Source organism: Bradyrhizobium manausense (assembly GCF_018131105.1).
Lineage (GTDB): Bacteria > Pseudomonadota > Alphaproteobacteria > Rhizobiales > Xanthobacteraceae > Bradyrhizobium > Bradyrhizobium manausense_B.
Window position 1 is genome coordinate 1,837,903 of record NZ_JAFCJI010000001.1, and the last position, 19,960, is coordinate 1,857,862.

Sequence of the window (19,960 nt, forward strand, 5' to 3'; positions counted from 1 at the left end):
TCAATCCGAGCCTTTCGTTCAAGTGCCGTTCAGCCGGCCGCGCGTCTCTTGCGTGCCGGTACCTCAACGACAATAACGGGCAAGCAAGCCATGCGCGGGACACACAAGGTCTTCCTCTGCTTTCTTCTGCCGATCCTCTTCGTTGCCGGCGCGCTCGGTCCAGTGCGCGCGCAGCAGCAGGAGAAGCGCATTGCGCTGGTGGTCGGCAACGGCGCCTACTCGAAGTCGCCGCTGGCGACCACCGCCAACGATGCGGGCCTGATCGCGCAGACGCTGCAAGCGGCGGGCTTCGACGTGGTCGGCGCCCGCGATCTCGACGGCGACACGCTGCGCAAGAGCCTTCGCGACTTCATCCAGAAGGCGCAGGCCTCGGGCCCCGGCACCGTCGCGATGATCTATCTGGCCGGCTACGGCGTGCAGCTCGCCGGCGAGAACTATTTCATCCCGGTCGATTCCAGCATCGCGCGCGACACCGACATTCCGACCGAGGCGCTGCGCATCAGCGACTATGCCCGCCAGCTCGCCTCCATTCCGCTCAAGGCCAACATCATCGTGCTCGACGCCGCGCGCGCACAACCCTTCGTCGAGGGCGGCCAGCAGCCGATCGCGAGCGGGCTGGCGCTGGTCGAGCCAGATCCGAACATGCTGATCGCCTTCAATGCCGCGCCGGGCACGGTGGCACCCGAAGAGCAGGGGCCTTACGGCACCTATGCGCAGTCGCTCGCCGAGATGATCCGCACCGGCGGCTTGTCGTTGCCGGAGGTGTTCGACCGCGTTCGCCTGCGCGTCAACGAGAACTCCAAGGGCGCGCAAGTGCCCTGGGACGATCAGAAGATATCCGCGCAATTCACCTTCTTTGATCGTGCGCCCGACGCACCGCCGCAGGCGGCGCCCGACCAGGTCGCTGCGATCCGCAACAAGCCGATCCGCGATCTCGGCGTACAGGACGCTTATGCGGCCGCGCTCGAGCGCGACACGCTACCGGCCTATGAGGATTTTCTCGCTGCCTATCCCGGCGATCCCCTCGCCAAGCGCGTGATGGCGATCGTCGCGGCGCGCCGCGAAGCGATCACCTGGCGGCGAACTTATCGCGCCGACACGCCGGATGCCTATTGGTCGTATCTGCGCCGCTATCCGCGTGGCCCGCATGCGGGCGACGCCCGGCGCCGGCTTGCGATCCTGACCGCGCCGCTCGAGCCGCCGCCGACTTTCGCGATGATGGACTATGACGTGCCGCCGCCGCCGCCGGAGGAGATCGTCTATGTCGACCGTCCGGTGCTGTATTTCAGCGACCCCGATTTCGGCTTTGCGCCGCCACCACCGCCGCCGGTCTATTTCTGCCCGCCGCCGCCGCCCGATTTCGTGGTGCTGCCGCCGCCGCTGCCCGTGGTCGGCCTGTTCGTGCTGCCGCAGCCGTTGTTCGTGCCGATCCCGGTGTTCGTCCGGCCGCCGGTCTATGTCGCGCCGCCGCCGCACAACATCATCTACGCGAACATCCACAACACCACGGTCATCAACACCGTGATCAACCAGGCGCCGGCGGCGCTGCCGGCCGGAAACGCCGCCGCGGCTGCTGCCGTTGCCGCGAACGGACCAGGGCGGCCAAGCGCGATGACGCAGGTACCGACCGCCGTGAAGCAGCAGGCGCAGACCATCCAGGCCAATCCGAACCAGCCGCTCAAGCCGAGCCAGGCGGCGCTTGTCAGCAATCCGACAGCGAAACCGGCTGCGATGATGGTGAAGCCGGTCAACGCCACGCCGACTGCGGTCGCGCCGTCCGCTGCGGCGCCGCCGGCCGGCCACGCGCTTCCCGCTCCCGGGTCGCCGAATGCACCGTCCCAACCGGTCGGAGCCGGAGTGCAGCCCCCGGTTCAGATGCCGGGCGGCAAGCCTTCCCCGACGGCAACCGCACCCGGGGCCAATGCCCCGCCGCAACAGGCCAACGCACCTGCAGCAGCTCCAGCGCCAGGACAGCCGAAGCAGCCTGACGCGCACGCACTTCCGGTTCCGGGCGCCCATGGCGCGCCGCCGGCGCCCGGCCGAATCGGTGCACCGCCGTCCGCGGTCCAGGCGCCCGGTGCTCACGCTCCCGGCGGCAAGCCGGCACCAAATGCGCCGGTGCCAACCGCAGCGGCCCCCGCCACCTCAACGCCACCAACAGCGGGACACCCACCCGGGCCAGGCCATGCCGTCGCGCCGCCGCCGGCGTCTGCAACTGCCAAGCCGGCCGTAAACTCGGTCAAGCCGGCACCACCGGTACCCCCACCGCCGGCAGCCCGGCAGCAAATAAGGCCCGAACCGCCGCGCGCCGCCGCTCCGCCACCGCGCCCGCAGATTTCGGCACGCCCTGCGCCTGCACCGCCGCCACCACGTGCGGCTCCACCGCCACCCCGAGCGGCTCCGCCGCCACCGCGGATGGCTGCGCCACCACCGCGTCCGGCGCCGCCGGTGGCGGCCGCTCGTCCGGCGCCACCGCCAGTAGCGAGGCCGGCCCCACCGCCTCCACCACGGGTCGCGGTCGCGCCGCCGCCGCGTCCAGCACCGCCGCCGCCGCGCCCTGCGGCTCCGGCCCCGAAGAAATGCCCGCCCAACCAGCCAAAGTGCTAGCGGGGAGGCCAGAAATCCCGGATTGGTCCTTTCGGAGACGGTAGAAGCTCCGAAAGGCCCTTATTTCCTTGCTTCTGGCCGAAATGGCGCTATATAGCGCGCCATCTCACACGGAAGCATGGCTCACAAGGCCGTCCGGTGGCAGCCGGGGCGCAACGCTCCGTTTTGCTCACACGCTTCCGGAGGAACCAACCGGAGAATTAGAACGATGGCACTACCCGATTTCACTATGCGTCAGTTGCTCGAAGCTGGCGTGCACTTTGGTCACCAGTCCCACCGCTGGAATCCGAAAATGGCTCCGTTCATTTTCGGCGCGCGCAACAACATCCACATCGTCGACCTCGCCCAGACCGTGCCGATGCTGCACACGGCCCTCCAGGCCGTCAGCGATACGGTCGCCAAGGGCGGCCGCATCCTGTTCGTCGGCACCAAGCGCCAGGCGCAGGACGGCGTCGCCGATGCTGCCAAGCGCTGCGCGCAGTACTTCGTCAATTCGCGCTGGCTCGGCGGCACGCTGACCAACTGGAAGACGATCTCGGCCTCGATCAAGCGCCTGCGTCACCTCGACGAGGTGCTGGCCGGCGGCGAAGCCAATTCCTACACCAAGAAGGAGCGCCTGACGCTTCAGCGCGAGCGCGACAAGCTAGATCGCTCGCTCGGCGGCATCAAGGACATGGGCGGTCTGCCCGACCTGATCTTCGTGATCGACACCAACAAGGAAGACATCGCGATCCAGGAAGCCCAGCGGCTCAACATTCCGGTCGCCGCGATCGTCGACACCAACTCCGATCCGAAGGGCATCACCTATGTGGTGCCGGGCAATGACGACGCTGGCCGCGCGATCTCGCTCTATTGCGACCTGATCGCCCGTGCCGCGATCGACGGCATCTCGCGCGCCCAGGGCGATTCCGGCATCGACATCGGTGCGTCGGCTCGTCCGGTCGCCGAGGAGCTGCCCTCGGCCGGCGGCTTCCAGGGCCTTGCCGGTCCGCGCGGCACCGCCGACGACCTCAAGAAGCTCCCGGGCGTGTCGGGCGCGATCGAGAAGAAGTTCAACGACCTCGGCATCTTCCACTATTGGCAGCTCGCCGAGCTCGATCACGACACCGCGCACAAGATCGGCGAAGAAGTCGGTCTGCCGAGCCGTGCGGATGCCTGGGTGGCCAAGGCCAAGGCGCTGACCGCGGAAGCGGAATAGTCAAAAAAAGAGCGATGCGTTGGCCGGATAGGATCCGGCCACCATTTCATTCAGTTGACGCGAATTCCTGAGATGGACCGCGGCGGGGCAATTGGAGCCGCGCCGCGGCGAACCGGCAGGCAAGAAGGATTTTCAACGATGGCAACGATCACTGCTGCGATGGTCAAGGATCTGCGCGAGTCCACCGGCGCAGGCATGATGGACTGCAAGGCCGCGCTGACCGAGAACGACGGCAACATGGAAGCGGCGCAGGATTGGCTGCGCAAGAAGGGCCTGTCCAAGGCCGCCAAGAAATCGGGCCGGGTCGCGGCCGAAGGCCTCATCGGCGCGTTGACCAAGGGCAACAAAGGCGTCGTGGTCGAGGTCAACTCCGAGACCGACTTCGTCGCGCGCAACGGCCAGTTCCAGGGTCTGGTCAAGATGGTCGCCCAGGTCGCTTTCGACGCTGGCGCTGACGTCGAGAAGATCAAGGCTGCCAAGGTCGGTGACGTCACGGTGGAAGCCGCGATCAACGACGCGATCGCCACCATCGGCGAGAACATGACGCTGCGTCGTGCCGCTTCGCTCGAAGTGAGCCAGGGCGTGGTATCGAACTATGTCCACGGTGCGGTCGTCGACGGCGCCGGCAAGATGGGCGTGATTGTCGCGCTGGAATCGCCCGGCAAGGCCGACGAGCTCGCCGCTCTCGGACGCCAGATCGCGATGCATGTCGCCGCCGCCAACCCGCTCGCACTCGACCCGACCGGCCTCGACCCGGCCGTCGTCAAGCGCGAGAAGGACGTGCTCGCCGACAAATATCGTCAGCAGGGCAAGCCGGAGAACGTGATCGAGAAGATCGTCGAGTCCGGCCTGAAGACCTACTACAAGGAAGTCTGCCTGCTCGAGCAGGCCTTCATCCACGACACCGGCAAGTCGGTGGCGCAGGCGGTGAAGGAAGCCGAAGGCAAGGTCGGCGGTGCAGTGAAGATCGCGGGCTTCGTGCGCTATGCTCTCGGTGAGGGAATCGAGAAGCAGGAATCGGACTTCGCGGCCGAGGTCGCTGCGGCCAGCGGCAAGAAGTAAGCGCCGGAACGTTCCTTCCGGCAAGCCGCCGGAAGCGGCGCCCGGACGAGGAAAGTGCTCATGACTGATCCGGTCTATCGTCGCGTCGTGATCAAGCTGTCCGGCGAATATCTCGCGGGACAGCAAGGCTTCGGCATCGACCAGCCGACCATGGACCGGGTTGCGGACGACCTGATCGCGGCCCGCCAGCTCGGCACCGAGGTGGCGGTCGTGATCGGCGGCGGCAATATCTTTCGCGGCGTCGAGGTCTCCTCGCGCGGCGTGTCGCGCCCGACCGGCGACACCATGGGCATGCTTGCCACCATGATGAACTGCCTGGCGCTCGAAGCCACGATCGAGCGCAAGGGAATGCCGGCGAGGGCGCTTTCGGCGTTCGTCATGCCCGAGATTTCCGAGCTGTTCACTCGCACCGCAGCGCACAAATACCTCGCCGAGGGCCGGATCCTGCTGCTCGGCGGTGGAACCGGAAATCCGTTCTTCACCACGGACACCACGGCCGTGCTGCGCGCCGCCGAGATCGGTGCCCAGGCGGTGCTGAAGGCGACCAACGTCGATGGCGTCTACTCGGCGGATCCGAAGAAAGACCCGTCCGCCACGCGTTTCGACCGGCTGACGCATTCGCAGGCGATCGAGGGCGGCTACAAGGTGATGGATACGACCGCCTTCGCACTTGCCCGCGAGACATCGCTGCCTATCATCGTATTTTCGATCGCGGAGCCCGGGTCGATCGGCGCGATTCTGCGCGGCGCCGGCCACGGGACGATCGTCGCCGGCTGACGGTTCATCTGGCGCACCCCCAAGAAGGGGTGCGGTGAGGTCGCCGGGTTATTGAAGGAGAGACGTGATGGCCACGGGTAATTTCGACCTCAACGAAGTGAAGCGCCGCATGCAGGGCGCGGTCGCCTCGCTCAAGCACGAGCTTGGTGGCCTGCGTACGGGCCGCGCCTCGGCCTCGATGCTCGATCCGGTGCAGGTCGAGGCTTATGGCAGCCACATGCCGTTGAACCAGCTCGCCACTGTCAGCGTGCCTGAGCCGCGCCTGATCTCGGTGCAGGTCTGGGACAAGACGATGGTCAAGCCTGTGGAGAAAGCGATCGTCGATTCCAACCTCGGCCTGTCGCCGGCGACCGAAGGCCAGGTGCTGCGCCTGCGCATTCCCGAACTCAACGAGGAGCGTCGCAAGGAGCTCGTCAAGGTCGCGCACAAATACGCCGAAGCTGCCAAGGTCGCTGCGCGCCACGTCCGCCGCGACGGTCTCGACGTGCTGAAGAAGCTCGAGAAGAATCACGAGATGTCGGAGGACGATCAGAAGCGTCACGCCGACGAGGTGCAGAAGGCCACCGACGGCATCATCACCGAGATCGACCAGCTGCTGGCCGCCAAGGAAAAAGAAATCCTCACCGTTTAAGGCCGCTGCCATGTCCAACGCCGCCGCGCCCGCAACGGACGGACCCGACCGGTCCGAGGCGCCTGCGCATGTCGCCATCATCATGGATGGCAACGGGCGCTGGGCCGCCGCGCGCGGCCTGCCGCGGGCGGAGGGGCACCGCCGCGGCGTCGAGGCATTGCGCCGCGTGGTGCGCGCCTCGCACGAGCTCGGCATCCGCTATCTCACCATCTTCTCGTTCTCATCGGAGAACTGGTCGCGCCCGGCGAGCGAGATCGGCGATCTCTTCGGTCTGCTGCGCCGCTTCATCCGCAACGATCTCGCGAGCCTGCATCGCGACGGCGTCAAGGTGCGCATCATCGGCGAACGGGACGGGCTCGAGGGCGACATCTGCGCGCTGCTCAACGAAGCCGAGGAATTGACGCGCGACAACACGCGTCTCACGCTCGTCGTCGCCTTCAATTACGGCTCGCGCCAGGAGATCGCGAAGGCCGCGCAGAAGCTCGCGCGCGAAGTCGCCGACGGTACGCGCGATCCCGCCTCGATCGATGCCGACGTCCTCGGCGCCCATCTCGATGCATCCGACATTCCAGATCCCGATCTCATCATCCGCACCAGCGGCGAGCAGCGCCTGTCCAATTTCCTGATGTGGCAGGCCGCCTATAGCGAGCTCGTGTTCGTGCCGGTCCACTGGCCCGATTTCGACAAGGCGGCGCTCGAAAGCGCGATTGCCGAATTCGCCAGGCGCGAACGCCGTTTCGGCGGCCTGGTCGCGAAATCAGCCTCGTGAGCGAATCCGACGCCGCACCGGCGGGCGCAAAGCCTGCCCCGAGCAATCTCGTGATGCGAGTCCTCGCAGCACTGGTGCTGGCGCCGGTGACGATCGGATTGGCTTATGCCGGCGGGTGGCTGTGGGCACTGCTCGTCACCCTGATATCGATCGGACTGTTCGCGGAATGGCTGATGGTGGTGGGGGCGGGGTCTGCCGCGCTGACCGGGGTAGGGACGATCGTCATCGCGATGATGGGCTTGTGCGTTGCTGCCGGCGCGCTCAAGACCGCCGTTATCGTGGGCTGCGTCGGTGGCGCGATTCTGACGCTGATTGCGCGCGGCAAGTTCATGTGGGCCGCGACCGGATTTGCCTATGCAGCGGCGGCGCTGCTGGCCTCGATCCTGTTGCGGAAGGATCTCGCCAACGGTTTCGCCGCGTTGATGTTCGTGCTGCTGGTGGTCTGGGCGACTGATATCGGCGGTTATTTCGCCGGCCGTGGCATCGGCGGACCGAAGCTATGGCCGCGCGTCAGCCCCAAGAAGACCTGGGCCGGCGCGTTCGGCGGTTTTGCGGCCAGCCTTGCGGTTGCCGGCGGGTTTGCGGCATTCGGCATCGGAAAAGCAGTCCCGCTGCTGCTCGTCAGTGCCGTCCTGTCGGTGGTATCGCAGGCCGGCGATCTGTTCGAATCCGCGGTCAAACGGCGCTTCGGCGTCAAGGATTCCAGTCACTTAATTCCCGGCCATGGCGGGCTTCTGGACCGCCTGGACGGATTTGTCGCCGCCATCCTGGTGGCATGGATTATCGGCTTCCTTCGCCATGGTGTGCATAGCGCCGGAAGCGGTCTTATGGTTTGGTGAGGATATGAGCGCAGTCCCTTTGCGTAACAACAAGCTCGCTGCGTCCGACATTCGCAGTGTCACGGTTCTCGGCGCCACCGGCTCGATCGGCGACAGCACGATGGATCTGCTGCGCGCCTCGCCCGAGCGCTATCGCGTCGAGGCCCTGACGGCGAACAGCAATGTCGAAGCGCTCGCCAAGCTCGCGAAGGAATTTTCGGCGCGCTTCGTCGCGATTGCGGACGCCTCCAAGCTTGCCGACCTCAAGTCCGCACTCGCCGGCACGAGCACCGAATGCGGCGCCGGCGAAAGCGCGGTCATCGAGGCGGGCGCGCGTCCGGCCGACTGGGTGATGGCCGCCGTTAGCGGTGCAGCCGGATTGAAGCCGGCCTTGGCTGCGGTCGATCGCGGCGCGCATGTCGCGCTCGCCAACAAGGAATGCCTGGTTTGCGCCGGCGATTTCTTCATGCAGCGCGCGGCGAAAGCGGGCGCCTGCATCTTGCCGGCTGATTCCGAGCACAACGCGCTGTTTCAGGCGCTGGCCTCGGGCAATCGCGACGAACTGGTCCGCGTCATCATCACCGCCTCGGGCGGCCCGTTCCGGACCTGGAAGAGCGCCGACATCGAGCAGGCAACCCTCGAGCAGGCCCTCAAGCATCCGAACTGGAGCATGGGCCAGAAGATCACGATCGATTCCGCCTCGATGATGAACAAGGGGCTCGAGGTGATCGAGGCGTCCTACCTGTTCGCGCTGTCGCCTGATGAGATCGACGTGCTGGTGCATCCGCAGTCGATCATCCACGGCATGGTCGAGTTCTCGGACCGCTCGGTGGTCGCCCAGCTCGGCTCGCCCGACATGCGTACGCCGATCGCCCATTGCCTCGGCTGGCCCGACCGGATCAAGGGACCGGCAGCCAAGCTTGATCTCGCCAAGATCGGCCAACTCACCTTCGAGGCGCCTGACTTCGAGCGGTTCCCCGGGCTTCGCCTGGCCTTCGATTCGCTCCGGCACGGCAAGGGGGCGACCACCGTCTACAACGCCGCCAACGAGGTCGCGGTCGCGGCCTTCATCGCCGGCAAGATCCGGTTCGGTGCGATTGCCCGGCTGGTCGAGGCGACGCTGGAAGACTGGATCCGGGGCGGGAACCGCGGCCCGATGACCTCGGCGGATGATGCGATAAACATTGACCATGTTTCGCGAAATAAGGCTGCCGCCCTATTGCCTCAAATTGCCTTAAAGGCATCCTAGATGGTTCGGGGCCAGGGCCTTGCGGCGCTGGATGAGGGAATTCGATGATCGACTTTTTTACCCATAGTTTCAATACGTTGAGCCATGGGATCTTGGGATACGCGGTTCCTTTCCTGTTCGTCCTGACCATCGTCGTGTTCTTCCATGAGCTCGGCCATTTTCTGGTCGCGCGCTGGGCGGGCGTTCGCGTGTTAACGTTCTCGCTCGGCTTCGGCCCTGAGCTGGTCGGTTTCAACGACCGTCACGGCACCCGCTGGAAGCTTTCGGCGATCCCGCTCGGCGGCTACGTCAAGTTCTTCGGCGACGAGAGCGAAGCGTCCACCCCGTCGGCCGAGTCGCTCGCGGCCATGACGGCCGAGGAGCGCGCCGGCAGCTTCCACCACAAGAAGGTCGGTCCGCGCGCAGCCATCGTGGCCGCAGGTCCGATTGCCAATTTCATCCTTGGCGCCCTGATTTTCGCGGGCATGGCCCTGCATTACGGCAAGCCGAGCACGATCGCCCGCGTCGACGGCGTCGTCGCCGATGGCGCGGCGGCTGCCGCAGGCTTCAAGATCGGCGACGTCGTCGTTCAGATCGACGGCAAGCCGATCGAAAGCTTTTCGGACATGCAGCGGATCGTCGCGACCAGCGCCGGTTCGGCGCTGGTTTTCGAGGTGAAGCGGGATGGCGGGTTGGTGTCGCTGACGGCGACGCCGGCGCTGCTCGAGCGCAAGGATCCGTTCGGCAACAGCCATCGCGTCGGCGTGCTCGGCGTCGAGCACAAGTCCCAGGCCGGCGAGGCCTCGACCACGCCGGTCGGGGTGGGCGAGGCGCTCAAGATCGGGGTCCAGCAGGTCTGGTTCATTATCTCCAGCACCTTCAAGTTCCTGGGCTCGCTGTTCACGGGAACCGGCAATCCCAGCGAGGTCAGCGGCGTCATCGGCATCGCCAAGATGTCCGGGCAGGCGGCCAGCGCCGGGTTGCAGTTCCTGATCAACCTCTGCGCTGTGTTGTCGGTTTCGATCGGTCTGTTGAACCTGTTCCCGATCCCGCTGCTCGATGGCGGTCACCTTCTGTTCTACACGGCAGAGGTCGTCCGCGGACGTCCGCTTTCCGAGCGAACCCAGGAGATCGGGTTCCGAATCGGGCTTGGACTGGTACTGATGCTGATGGTGTTCGCAACCTACAACGACATCCTGCGGCTGCCCGGGTCTTGATACGGGCTTTTTTGTGGCGTTGCCATTGAGCAACGTCTTGGAATGAAATTGAAATTGCGGCGCGCTCGGCCGTTTGCGGCGTCGGTGAAATTGGCTACAAGCGGCTTGAACTTGGGGAATCTCCCAGACCGGCTTTGGGGTTGGGTCTGGTACGTTGATAAGGGCGCGTTGCGCATGAAGTTTGGACTGCGACTCCGGGGGGGCTTGCTCGCAACCCTGATCATGTTCGGCGCGCCGGTGGTTGCCCCGGTTGGGGCTGTCTTTGTGTCTTCGCCTGCGCTCGCCCAGACCGTGCAGTCGATTTCCGTCGAAGGAAATCGCCGCGTCGAGGTGGAGACGATCCGCTCGTATTTCAAGCCTGGCCCGGGTGGTCGCCTTGATCAGGGCGCCATCGACGACGGCCTCAAGGCGCTGATTGAAACCGGCCTGTTCCAGGACGTGAAGATCAACCGCGGCGCCGGCGGCGCGCTCGTTGTCTCCGTGGTGGAAAACCCGGTCATCGGGCGCATCGCGTTCGAGGGCAACAAGAAGATCAAGGACGAGCAGCTCACCGCCGAAATCCAGTCCAAGGCCCGCGGCACGTTCTCGCGCGCCATGGTGCAGTCGGACACGCTGCGAATCGCCGAAATCTATCGTCGCTCCGGCCGCTATGACGTGACCGTGGTGCCTGAGATCATCGATCAGCCGAGCAACCGCGTTGACCTCGTCTTCACGATCAACGAAGGCGCCAAGACCGGCGTCAAGTCGATCGAGTTCGTCGGCAACAATGCATTCTCCTCCTACCGCCTGCGCGACGTCATCAAGACGCGCGAAACCAATCTGTTGAGCTTCCTCGGCAGCGGCGACGTCTACGACCCCGACCGCGTCGAGGCCGACCGCGACCTGATTCGCCGCTTCTACCTGAAGAACGGCTTTGCCGACGTTCAGGTCGTGGCCGCGCTCACCGAATACGATCCGCAGAAGAAGGGCTTCAACGTCACCTTCAAGATCGAGGAAGGCTCGCAGTACCGCGTCGGCAGCATCGATTTCCGCACCAGCATCCCGAACTTCGACGCGAGCTCGCTGCGCGGCTTCTCGCGCGTCAATATCGGTTCGCTCTACAACGTCGAAGCGGTCGAGAAATCGGTCGAGGAGATGCAGATCGAGGCCTCCCGCCGCGGTTATGCCTTCGCGGTGGTGCGTCCGGGCGGCGATCGCAATTTCGACGCTCACACCGTCTCGGTCGTGTTCAACGTCGACGAGGGTCCGCGCACTTATATCGAGCGCATCAATATTCGCGGTAACACCCGTACCCGTGACTATGTGATCCGTCGCGAATTCGACATCTCGGAGGGTGACGCCTACAACCGGGCGCTGGTCGACCGCGCCGAGCGCCGCCTGAAGAACCTCGACTACTTCAAGACCGTGAAGATCACGACGGAGCCGGGCTCCTCCAGCGACCGCGTCGTCCTGGTCGTCGATCTCGAAGAGAAATCGACCGGCGACTTCTCGGTCTCGGGCGGTTACTCCACCACCGACGGCGCGCTCGCCGAGGTCTCGGTCTCCGAGCGTAACCTGCTGGGCCGCGGCCTGTTCGCCAAGGCCTCGGTGACCTATGGTCAGTACGCCCGCGGCTACTCGCTGTCGTTCGTCGAACCCTATCTGCTCGACTATCGCGTCGCGCTCGGCCTCGACCTCTATCAGCGCACCCAGCTGTCCAACAGCTACATCTCCTACGGCACCAAGACGCTGGGCTTCTCGCCGCGCCTCGGCTTCCAGTTGCGCGAGGACCTGGCACTCCAGCTGCGCTATTCGATCTACCGGCAGGAAATCACGCTGCCGTCCTTCCTGGCGAACTGTAACAACGTGCTCGGTTCGGCGGCCTTCAACCCGAGCCCGGCATTTGCTGCGTCGCAGACCCCGCCGATCGACCTGAGCTCGACCAATGGCCTTGGCTGCTACAATGACGGCGAAGCCTCGCTGCCGGTGCGCAAGGAGCTTGCGAACGGCAAGACGCTGACCTCGGCGCTCGGCTACACGCTGACCTACAACACGCTCGACAACAACAAGAACCCGACCGATGGTCTGCTGGTCGACTTCAGGCAGGACTTCGCCGGCGTCGGCGGCGACGTCTCCTACCTGAAGACCGTCGTCGATGCGAAATACTACCAATCCCTGGTGTCGGATCTTATCGGCGTCGTCCATCTTCAGGGCGGTATCCTGAACAAGGTCGGCAGCGACGATCTGCGCATGCTGGATCACTTCCAGATGGGGCCGAACCTCGTCCGCGGCTTTGCGCCGAACGGCATCGGTCCGCGCGATTTGAATCCCTTTGGTACGCAGGACGCGCTCGGCGGCACCAAATATTGGGGCGCTTCGCTGGAATTGCAGATGCCATTCTGGTTCCTGCCGAAGGAGGTGGGGCTGAAGGGCGCGGTCTACGCCGACGCCGGTGGTCTCTTCGATTACCAAGGTCCGACGACGTGGTCCGTGACCAACGAAATGACCACGACCAGGAATTCCTCCTGTACGCCATCGACCGTCAATCCGAGCAGCGCTGGAACCTGTACCGGCCTGGTGTATGACAATGGCAATGTGGTTCGCTCGTCGGTCGGTGTCGGTCTGATCTGGGCCTCGCCGTTCGGTCCGCTGCGCTTCGACTACGCAGTGCCGCTTACCAAGGGCAAGTATGACCGCGTGCAGGAATTCCGGTTCGGCGGCGGCACCTCGTTCTAATTCGATCAGCAGGGCATGACCCGGCCGATTGGGAAATCCCTCCGGGAGTTCCCTGGGGCCGGTCGCCAAAAAGATCGTGCTCAATCCGTGAGATAAGGCATGATGCGGGCCAATCCGCTTCATGCCGAAGCCGGACCGCGACGGGGTGGAATGGCGCAGCCGACCTTCTTCAAACAGCCGCCGGCCTCAACGCTGGCTGACATCGCCGCGCAGACCAAGGCGCAGCTGGTCGACCCCAGCAGGGGCGGTCATGTCATCACGGGCCTTGCTTCGCTCGACGAAGCCGGCCCGATGCATTTGGCGTTCTTCGACAACCTCAAATATGCCGATGAGCTGAAAGCGACCAAGGCTGGCGCCTGCCTGGTCAGCCCCCGTTTCGAAGCCCAGGTGCCTCCGCATGTCGCGGTGTTGCGGGCGGCGCAGCCGTTCCGCGCCTTCGTCGGGATCGCCCGGGAATGGCACGGCGATGCGCTGCGCCCGCAGTCCTGGTTCGGCAATGACGGCATTGCGCCATCGGCCGTCATCGACCCCTCGGCGCGGCTGGAGGACGACGTCATCGTCGAGCCACTGACCGTCATCGGTCCTGATGTCGAGATCGGCAGCGGCACCGTGATCGGCGCCGGCGTGGTGCTTGGCCCTGGCGTCAAGATCGGACGGGACTGCAATGTCGGCGCCCGCACCGCCGTCCAGTGCGCGCTGATTGGCAACAACGTGCTGATCCATCCGGGCTGCTCGATCGGCCAGGACGGCTACGGCTTCATCTTCTTCGGCCCGGAGGGCCATTTGAAAGTGCCGCAGACCGGCCGTGTTCTGATCCAGAACAATGTGGAAGTCGGCGCCGGCACCACCATCGATCGCGGATCCTTGCGCGACACCGTGATCGGCGAGGGCACCAAAATCGACAATCAGGTCCAGATCGGCCACAATGTGACGATTGGCCGGAACTGCCTGCTGGCGGCCCAGATCGGGCTCGCGGGCAGCCTGACCATCGGCGACAACGTCGCGCTGGGAGCCAAGGTTGGCATCAACAATCACCTCAAGATCGGCGACGGGGCCCAGGTCACCGCGATGAGCGGCGTCAAGGATGACATCCCGCCGAACGGTCGCTGGGGCGGTTTCTTTGCCAAGCCCACCAAACAATGGTTCAAGGAAATCATCGCAGTGGAGCGCCTGGTACGCGACGGCAAGGTCGATCCGAAGGATGAGGGACGGGAATGACGGCGGAATCACCTGTTAAGTTCGAGCTGGTCGATATCAATGCGATCCTCCAGACCTTGCCGCACCGTTTTCCGATGCTGCTGATCGACAGGGTCATCAACATCCGGGCCGATTACAGCGGCATTGGCATCAAGAACGTCACCTTCAACGAGCCGGCCTTCCAGGGACATTTCCCCGAGCGTCCGGTCTATCCCGGCGTCATGATGATCGAGGCGATGGCGCAGACCGCCGGCGTGATCGGCATCAAGTCGGTCGAGGGCACCGAGAAGCCGCGGGCGGTGTATTTCCTCACCATCGACAAGTGCAAGTTCCGCAAGCCCGTGCTGCCGGGCGATACCATCGAGTATCACATGCGCTCGGTCGGCCGCCGCAAGGCCATGTGGTGGTTTCACGGCGACGCCAAGGTCAACGGTCAGGTCGTCGCCGAGGCCGATGTCGGAGCGATGCTGACGGACTGAGGCTGAATCAGCTCCCCCGAGTGCGTTCTCGAGGCACGCAGGCGTAACGGGCGGCGGTGACATCGCGCTTGATGTTCTGGTTGAAGAACTGGCCCATCGACGGTGCGCCCAGCAGGCGCTCGACCGTACCTGCCGTCACGCCACAATAGCGGTCATAGGCGCCCTTCACGGCTACGATGAGGTCCTGCTGCGCGCGGTCGTAACAGACGCGCTGGAGCACGGTGCTGCGGGTGATGTCGCGGCACTCGAACGTCTTGAGATCGACAAGGCGGTGTTCGCCGGTCTCGATCGTCTCGGATATGATCGGCGCGGTCGCCAGCTGCGCCAGCAAGATTGCAACGGCCCTGACCACGATAACTTCAAGCTCCACATGAACGCGTTGACGGATAAGATTGCCGGCTCATCCGGCAGCTGAAACAGGCGGATATGATACGTCACTGGACAGATCGGGCATAGTCGCGCTAACCAGCGGAAAACCGAGCGACTTCAACACCTAATCAGACCTTCTTGATGAGTCAGATTGCTTGATGAGTAAGATTGATCCTACCGCACGGGTCGAGGACGGCGCCGTGATCGGCGAGGGGACCGAGATCGGGCCCTACTGCATGATCGGCCCCAATGTCGTGATCGGCGCGAACTGCAAGCTGATCGGGCATGTGCACATCACGGCGCAGACGTCCATCGGCGACAATTGCACCATCTATCCCTTCGTCTCGTTGGGGACACCGCCGCAGTCGCTGAGCTATCGCGGCGAGCTGACGAAGCTCGCGATCGGTTCGGGCTGCACGCTTCGCGAATCCGTGACCATGAATGCCGGCACCGTCGCCGGCGGCGGCATCACCACGGTCGGCGACCGCGGCTATTTCATGAATTGCAGCCACGTCGGGCACGACTGCCATGTCGGCAACGATGTGATCTTCGCGACCTCGGCGACGCTCGGCGGTCACGCCGAGATCGGCGACTTCGTCTTCATCGGCGGCCTGTCTGCGGTGCATCAGTTTACCCGCATCGGGCCGCAGGTCATGGTCGGCGGCGTCTGCGGCGTGCGCGACGACATCATTCCGTTCGGCCTCGTCAACGGCCAGTACGCCGCGCTCGAGGGCCTCAACATCATCGGCATGAAGCGCCGCAAGTTTACCAAGCAGCGGCTGGCGATTGTGCGTGGGTTCTACCAGAAGCTCTTCCACGGCTCCGGCATGTTCGCGGAACGCCTCGCGGCTGTGCAGCCGTTGGCGGGCGAAGATCCCGCGATCGCCGAAATCCTCGACTTCATCGGCAAGGGCAAGCATCGCCCGCTCTGTCTTCCCGCCATTGCGAAGTGATCCTGGGATGGCCGCGGTCATGACATCGGCGGCTTCGGAGATTTCATCACCGGTCGGCGTCGTCGCCGGCGGCGGCGCGATGCCGTTCGCTGTCGCCGAGTCGCTCGCCGCGCGCGGCATCACGCCGGTGCTGTTTCCGTTACGGGGTGCCTGCGATCCGGCGCTGGTCGAGAAATTCCGCCATCGCTGGATCTCGGTTGGCCAGCTTGGCCGCGCCATGCGGCTGTTTCGTGAGGAGGGCTGCCGCGACCTGATCTTCATCGGCACGCTGGTGCGGCCGTCGCTCACCGAGATCCGCTTCGACATCAAGACGCTGCGATTGATCGGCAACGTCATCCGTGCTTTCCGCGGCGGCGACGATCATCTGTTGTCCGGCGTCGGGCGGATCCTCGAGCAGGACGGCTTTCGCATGGTCGGCATCAAGGACGTTGCTCCCGACCTGTTGATGCCCGAAGGCTGCATCACTCGGGCCTGGCCGGCCGACAACGCCAAGGGCGACATCGAGCGCGGGCGCGCGGTGCTCTCCGCGCTTGGACCGTTCGACATCGGCCAGGCCGCGGTGGTGATCGACGGTCATGTGGTAGCGGTCGAGGACATCGAGGGCACCGATGCGCTGCTGGCGCGCGTGGCGCGGCTGCGCGAGGAGGGCCGGATCCGCGCTGCCACGGGGCGCGGCGTGCTGGTGAAGGCGCCGAAGAGCGGCCAGGATCTGCGCTTCGACCTGCCGACGATCGGCCCGCGCACAATCGAGGGCGTCGCCAAGGCCGGGCTTGCCGGCGTCGCCGTCATCGCCGGCAACACCATTGCCGCCGAACCGCAGGCGATGATCGGGTTTGCGGACGCCAAATATCTCTTCGTCGTCGGACTGCCCGCGTGATGCAGACCCGCGATCCGAAGCGGAAGATCTTTTTGATCGCGACGGAGGAATCCGGCGACAGGCTGGGCTCGGCGCTGATGAAGGTGCTGCGTCAGCGCCTCGGCGATGGCGTCGCATTCGAGGGCGTCGGCGGCCGCACCATGGCGCGCGAGGGGCTGGAGACGCTGTTTCCGATCGAGGAGCTTTCGATCGTCGGTCTTGCCGCGGTGGTGCAGCAGCTGCCGAAGATCTTGCGGCTGATCCGCGAGACCGCGGATGCCGTGAACGAGGCTGCGCCCGATGCGCTCGTCATCATCGACAGTCCGGATTTCACGCACCGCGTGGCCCGCCGCGTGCGTGCGAAGAATCCGGCCATCCCTGTGATCGACTATGTCTCGCCCTCGGTCTGGGCGTGGCGGCCGGGCCGCGCGCGCGCCATGCTCGGCTATGTCGATCACGTGCTCGGTCTGCTGCCCTTCGAGCCGGAGGAATATCGCAAGCTCGGCGGGCCGCCATGCAGCTATGTCGGCCATCCCCTGATCGAACAATTGCCGTCGCTGCGGCCTGATGCGGACGAGCAAGAGCGTCGCGAGGCTGAAACGCCGGTGCTGCTGGTGCTGCCCGGCAGCCGTCGCAGTGAGATCCGGCATCATCTCGATGTATTTGGCGCGGCACTCGGCCGGTTGCAGGCTGATGGCGTTGCGTTCGAATTGATGCTGCCGACTATGTCGCATCTCGAAGCCACCATCCGCGCGGGCGTCGCGAGCTGGCCGGTCAAGCCGCAGATCGTGGTCGGCGAGGCCGAGAGGCGCGCCGCGTTCAGGATCGCGCGCGCAGCGCTGGCGAAGTCGGGCACGGTGACGCTGGAACTCGCGCTTTCGGGCATTCCGATGGTGACGGCCTATCGCGTCGGTGCGATGGAGGCCTTCATCCTGCGCCGCGCGATCCAGGTCTCTTCGGTGATCCTCGCCAATCTCGTGATCGGCAAGGACGTCATCCCCGAATATCTTCAGGAAGACTGCACGCCGGAGAAGCTCGCTGGCGCGCTTTCCGAGGTGCTGACGGAGACGCCGATGCGACGGCAACAGGTCGAAGCCTTCGCGCAGCTCGACACCATCATGTCGACCGGCAACAAAACGCCGAGCGTGCTCGCCGCCGACATCGTGCTCGCGACGATGCGGAAGGGGCGGGCCGGCAGCTAGGCCAAGCCGCCATCCACGCGGAAACACTGGCAGCTGATGCGCCGGCTCGCGTCTGAGGCAAGGAAAAGCGCCATGTCGGCGATATCGTCGGGTGTCACCGCGTCGGGTACGGCCTGGCGCGTGCGCATTTCGGTGATGACCCGCTCGTCCGGATACCACAGCCGGCGCTGCCGCTCGGTGATCACCATCCCCGGCGCGATGGCGTTGACGCGGATGCGGTCGGCGCCGAACTTGCGGCCCAGCGAATTGGTGAAGCCGACGATCGCCGCCTTGGCCCCGGCATAGACCGGCAGCGCCGGTGCGCCGCGCATCCAGGCCACCGACGACATATTGATGATCGAGCCGCCGCCGCGCGCCTGCATCTGCGGCACCACGGCCTGTGCGGCAAAGAAGACGTGCTTGAAGTTGACGCCGATCATCCAGTCGAAATCCGCCGGCGTCACGTCTGAAAGCACCTGGCGCTGGTCGTTGGCGGCGTTGTTGACGAGGACCGCAGCATCGCCAAGCGAACCCTGTACCTTTGCCAGTGCAGCACGCAGGGCGTCGATATCCATGAGGTCGCAGGGCACGAACAGCGGTGCCGTGCGAGAGGTCTTCGCCAACTCCTGCGCCAGCGCTTCGCCCGCTTGGGTGTCGAGATCGAGGAAGGCGACACGCGCGCCCTGAGCGGCAAACGCGCGCGTAAAGGCGGCGCCGATGCCGCTGGCGCCTCCGGTGATCACCACCACGCGATTGGCGAGGTCGGCATAGGTCGTCTGGGTCATGCGATCAGTCGCTCCGTCTCGGGGTCGAACAGGCAAATGCGGCGGGTATCGAGCGCGAAGGAGGCGGTCGCGCCCGGTGTGGGCCGGATGTCCGGCGAGATGCGTGCCTGCGCGGGCTCGCCGCCAAGCCGCAGCAGAACGATGGTCTCGGCGCCCGTGGGTTCGACCAGCTCGACCGGCGCGGTGACGATGACGGGCGCGCCGGTAGCGCCAGAGAACACGCGGTCGCCTTCGGCGATGCATTCCGGCCGGATCCCGAGCACGACCTCGCGGCCGACATAGGATGATGCTGCCTCATAGCCCTGCAGGCGGATGCGGACTTCATCTGGCCGGCCTGCGCCGATCACCACCACGAGCCCTCCGGCGTCGGTCTCGAGCCGGGCCGGCATCGTGTTCATCGGCGGTGAACCCATGAAGCGCGCGACGAACAGATTGGCCGGATAGCGATAGATGGTGTCCGGATCGGCGAATTGCTGCACGACGCCGCGATGCATCACGGCGATGCGGGTTGCCATCGTCATCGCCTCGATCTGGTCGTGGGTGACATAGATGATGGTGGCGCCGATGCGCTGGTGCAGCCGCTTGATCTCCATGCGCATCTCGACGCGCAGCTTGGCGTCGAGGTTGGAGAGCGGCTCGTCGAACAGGAAGAGCAGGGGATCGCGCACCAGCGCCCGCCCCATCGCCACGCGCTGGCGCTGGCCGCCGGACAATTGCGACGGCTTGCGGCCGAGCAGCGGCTCGATCTGGAGGAGACGGGCGACATTCGCCAGCGCCTTCTCCTGCTCCGCCTTGGCGACACCTCGGCATTCCATGCCGAATGTGATGTTCTGGCGCACTGTCATCGACGGATAGAGCGCGTAGGACTGGAACACCATGGCGATGTCGCGGTCCTTGGGCGGCACGTCATTGACGACGCGCCCGCCGATCTCGATCGTGCCGTCACTCGCGCGATCGAGCCCCGCGACAATGTTGAGCAGCGTGGACTTGCCGCAGCCGGACGGCCCGACCAGCACTGTGAACTCGCCGCTCTCGATATCGAGATCGATGCCTTTCAGCACCTCCAGATTGGCGTAGCGCTTGGACAGGGCGCGAATGCTCAATGCTGTCATGACATA

General features: G+C 65.3%; 18 protein-coding genes. 15 read left to right on the plus strand and 3 right to left on the minus strand.

Going from position 1 to position 19,960, the window contains the following annotated elements; all coding sequences use genetic code 11:
* Positions 1-90: 90 nt before the first annotated feature.
* The 12 genes from JQ631_RS08595 (at position 91) to fabZ (ending at position 14,698) form a co-directional block, all read left to right on the plus strand.
* Entirely contained in the window at positions 91-2,607 is a 2,517-nt protein-coding gene (locus JQ631_RS08595; protein WP_212325462.1) for a caspase family protein, read from the plus strand.
* Between the two features lie 208 nt (positions 2,608-2,815).
* Positions 2,816-3,805, plus strand: a complete 990-nt coding sequence (locus JQ631_RS08600) for a 30S ribosomal protein S2 (RefSeq protein WP_212325464.1) — start codon at positions 2,816-2,818, stop codon at positions 3,803-3,805.
* Positions 3,806-3,943: 138 nt separating this feature from the next.
* Positions 3,944-4,867 (plus strand): translation elongation factor Ts, encoded by a 924-nt coding sequence (gene tsf / locus JQ631_RS08605; protein ID WP_212325466.1) that lies wholly within the window; start codon positions 3,944-3,946, stop codon positions 4,865-4,867.
* A 60-nt stretch (positions 4,868-4,927) separates the two neighbouring features.
* On the plus strand, positions 4,928-5,644 hold the full coding sequence (gene pyrH, locus JQ631_RS08610) for a UMP kinase (protein WP_212325468.1): 717 nt from the start codon (positions 4,928-4,930) through the stop codon (positions 5,642-5,644).
* Between the two features lie 67 nt (positions 5,645-5,711).
* Positions 5,712-6,275, plus strand: coding sequence for a ribosome recycling factor (gene frr, locus JQ631_RS08615; RefSeq protein WP_212325470.1), 564 nt, complete (start codon positions 5,712-5,714; stop codon positions 6,273-6,275).
* Between the two features lie 10 nt (positions 6,276-6,285).
* Positions 6,286-7,044, plus strand: a complete 759-nt coding sequence (locus tag JQ631_RS08620) for an isoprenyl transferase (protein ID WP_212325472.1) — start codon at positions 6,286-6,288, stop codon at positions 7,042-7,044.
* Positions 7,041-7,883, plus strand: a complete 843-nt coding sequence (locus JQ631_RS08625; RefSeq protein WP_212325473.1) for a phosphatidate cytidylyltransferase — start codon at positions 7,041-7,043, stop codon at positions 7,881-7,883. Before JQ631_RS08620 ends, JQ631_RS08625 begins: the two co-directional genes overlap by 4 nt.
* 4 nt (positions 7,884-7,887) lie before the next feature.
* The gene (gene dxr, locus JQ631_RS08630; RefSeq protein WP_212325474.1) at positions 7,888-9,111 is read left to right on the plus strand and encodes a 1-deoxy-D-xylulose-5-phosphate reductoisomerase; all 1,224 of its coding nucleotides are present in this window, start codon (positions 7,888-7,890) and stop codon (positions 9,109-9,111) included.
* A 44-nt stretch (positions 9,112-9,155) separates the two neighbouring features.
* Positions 9,156-10,307: an RIP metalloprotease RseP gene (gene rseP, locus JQ631_RS08635; protein WP_212325475.1), complete on the plus strand. Its 1,152-nt coding sequence runs from the start codon at positions 9,156-9,158 to the stop codon at positions 10,305-10,307.
* 174 nt (positions 10,308-10,481) lie between these two features.
* The gene (gene bamA / locus JQ631_RS08640) at positions 10,482-13,022 is read left to right on the plus strand and encodes an outer membrane protein assembly factor BamA (RefSeq protein ID WP_212325476.1); all 2,541 of its coding nucleotides are present in this window, start codon (positions 10,482-10,484) and stop codon (positions 13,020-13,022) included.
* A 150-nt stretch (positions 13,023-13,172) separates the two neighbouring features.
* The gene (gene lpxD, locus JQ631_RS08645; protein WP_212328538.1) at positions 13,173-14,240 is read left to right on the plus strand and encodes a UDP-3-O-(3-hydroxymyristoyl)glucosamine N-acyltransferase; all 1,068 of its coding nucleotides are present in this window, start codon (positions 13,173-13,175) and stop codon (positions 14,238-14,240) included.
* The gene (gene fabZ, locus JQ631_RS08650; protein ID WP_018320213.1) at positions 14,237-14,698 is read left to right on the plus strand and encodes a 3-hydroxyacyl-ACP dehydratase FabZ; all 462 of its coding nucleotides are present in this window, start codon (positions 14,237-14,239) and stop codon (positions 14,696-14,698) included. The genes lpxD and fabZ overlap by 4 nt, the downstream gene beginning before the upstream one ends.
* Positions 14,699-14,705: 7 nt before the next feature.
* Here fabZ and JQ631_RS08655 read toward each other — a convergent pair whose 3' ends face one another.
* On the minus strand, positions 14,706-15,050 hold the full coding sequence (locus JQ631_RS08655) for a KTSC domain-containing protein (protein WP_212325477.1): 345 nt from the start codon (positions 15,048-15,050) through the stop codon (positions 14,706-14,708).
* A gap of 175 nt (positions 15,051-15,225) precedes the next feature.
* On the opposite strand from JQ631_RS08655, the gene lpxA reads away from it, so the two are divergent.
* Genes lpxA through lpxB form a run of 3 tightly spaced genes read left to right on the plus strand, consistent with a single transcriptional unit; the run spans position 15,226 to position 18,078 of the window.
* A complete protein-coding gene (gene lpxA / locus JQ631_RS08660) occupies positions 15,226-16,020 on the plus strand; it encodes an acyl-ACP--UDP-N-acetylglucosamine O-acyltransferase (protein ID WP_212325478.1) in 795 nt (264 codons plus the stop codon).
* Positions 16,021-16,039: 19 nt separating this feature from the next.
* Positions 16,040-16,897: an LpxI family protein gene (locus tag JQ631_RS08665; RefSeq protein ID WP_212328539.1), complete on the plus strand. Its 858-nt coding sequence runs from the start codon at positions 16,040-16,042 to the stop codon at positions 16,895-16,897.
* Entirely contained in the window at positions 16,894-18,078 is a 1,185-nt protein-coding gene (gene lpxB / locus JQ631_RS08670; RefSeq protein ID WP_212325479.1) for a lipid-A-disaccharide synthase, read from the plus strand. The genes JQ631_RS08665 and lpxB overlap by 4 nt, the downstream gene beginning before the upstream one ends.
* Here the strand turns inward: lpxB and JQ631_RS08675 are convergent.
* Both JQ631_RS08675 and JQ631_RS08680 read right to left on the minus strand, forming a co-directional pair.
* Positions 18,075-18,842 (minus strand): SDR family NAD(P)-dependent oxidoreductase, encoded by a 768-nt coding sequence (locus JQ631_RS08675; RefSeq protein WP_212325481.1) that lies wholly within the window; start codon positions 18,840-18,842, stop codon positions 18,075-18,077. The genes lpxB and JQ631_RS08675 overlap by 4 nt on opposite strands.
* Entirely contained in the window at positions 18,839-19,954 is a 1,116-nt protein-coding gene (locus JQ631_RS08680) for an ABC transporter ATP-binding protein (protein WP_212325483.1), read from the minus strand. The genes JQ631_RS08675 and JQ631_RS08680 overlap by 4 nt, the downstream gene beginning before the upstream one ends.
* Positions 19,955-19,960: the final 6 nt, after the last annotated feature.

Excerpts from the sequence above, each read along its gene's own strand:
- JQ631_RS08595 (WP_212325462.1), top strand. The coding sequence starts at position 91 with ATGCGCGGGACACACAAGGTCTTCCTCTGCTTTCTTCTGCCGATCCTC.
- JQ631_RS08600 (WP_212325464.1), top strand. The coding sequence starts at position 2,816 with ATGGCACTACCCGATTTCACTATGCGTCAGTTGCTCGAAGCTGGCGTG.
- tsf (WP_212325466.1), top strand. The coding sequence starts at position 3,944 with ATGGCAACGATCACTGCTGCGATGGTCAAGGATCTGCGCGAGTCCACC.
- pyrH (WP_212325468.1), top strand. The coding sequence starts at position 4,928 with ATGACTGATCCGGTCTATCGTCGCGTCGTGATCAAGCTGTCCGGCGAA.
- frr (WP_212325470.1), top strand. The coding sequence starts at position 5,712 with ATGGCCACGGGTAATTTCGACCTCAACGAAGTGAAGCGCCGCATGCAG.
- JQ631_RS08620 (WP_212325472.1), top strand. The coding sequence starts at position 6,286 with ATGTCCAACGCCGCCGCGCCCGCAACGGACGGACCCGACCGGTCCGAG.
- dxr (WP_212325474.1), top strand. The coding sequence starts at position 7,888 with ATGAGCGCAGTCCCTTTGCGTAACAACAAGCTCGCTGCGTCCGACATT.
- rseP (WP_212325475.1), top strand. The coding sequence starts at position 9,156 with ATGATCGACTTTTTTACCCATAGTTTCAATACGTTGAGCCATGGGATC.
- bamA (WP_212325476.1), top strand. The coding sequence starts at position 10,482 with ATGAAGTTTGGACTGCGACTCCGGGGGGGCTTGCTCGCAACCCTGATC.
- lpxD (WP_212328538.1), top strand. The coding sequence starts at position 13,173 with ATGGCGCAGCCGACCTTCTTCAAACAGCCGCCGGCCTCAACGCTGGCT.
- fabZ (WP_018320213.1), top strand. The coding sequence starts at position 14,237 with ATGACGGCGGAATCACCTGTTAAGTTCGAGCTGGTCGATATCAATGCG.
- lpxA (WP_212325478.1), top strand. The coding sequence starts at position 15,226 with ATGAGTAAGATTGATCCTACCGCACGGGTCGAGGACGGCGCCGTGATC.
- JQ631_RS08665 (WP_212328539.1), top strand. The coding sequence starts at position 16,040 with ATGACATCGGCGGCTTCGGAGATTTCATCACCGGTCGGCGTCGTCGCC.
- JQ631_RS08675 (WP_212325481.1), bottom strand. The coding sequence starts at position 18,842 with ATGACCCAGACGACCTATGCCGACCTCGCCAATCGCGTGGTGGTGATC.
- JQ631_RS08680 (WP_212325483.1), bottom strand. The coding sequence starts at position 19,954 with ATGACAGCATTGAGCATTCGCGCCCTGTCCAAGCGCTACGCCAATCTG.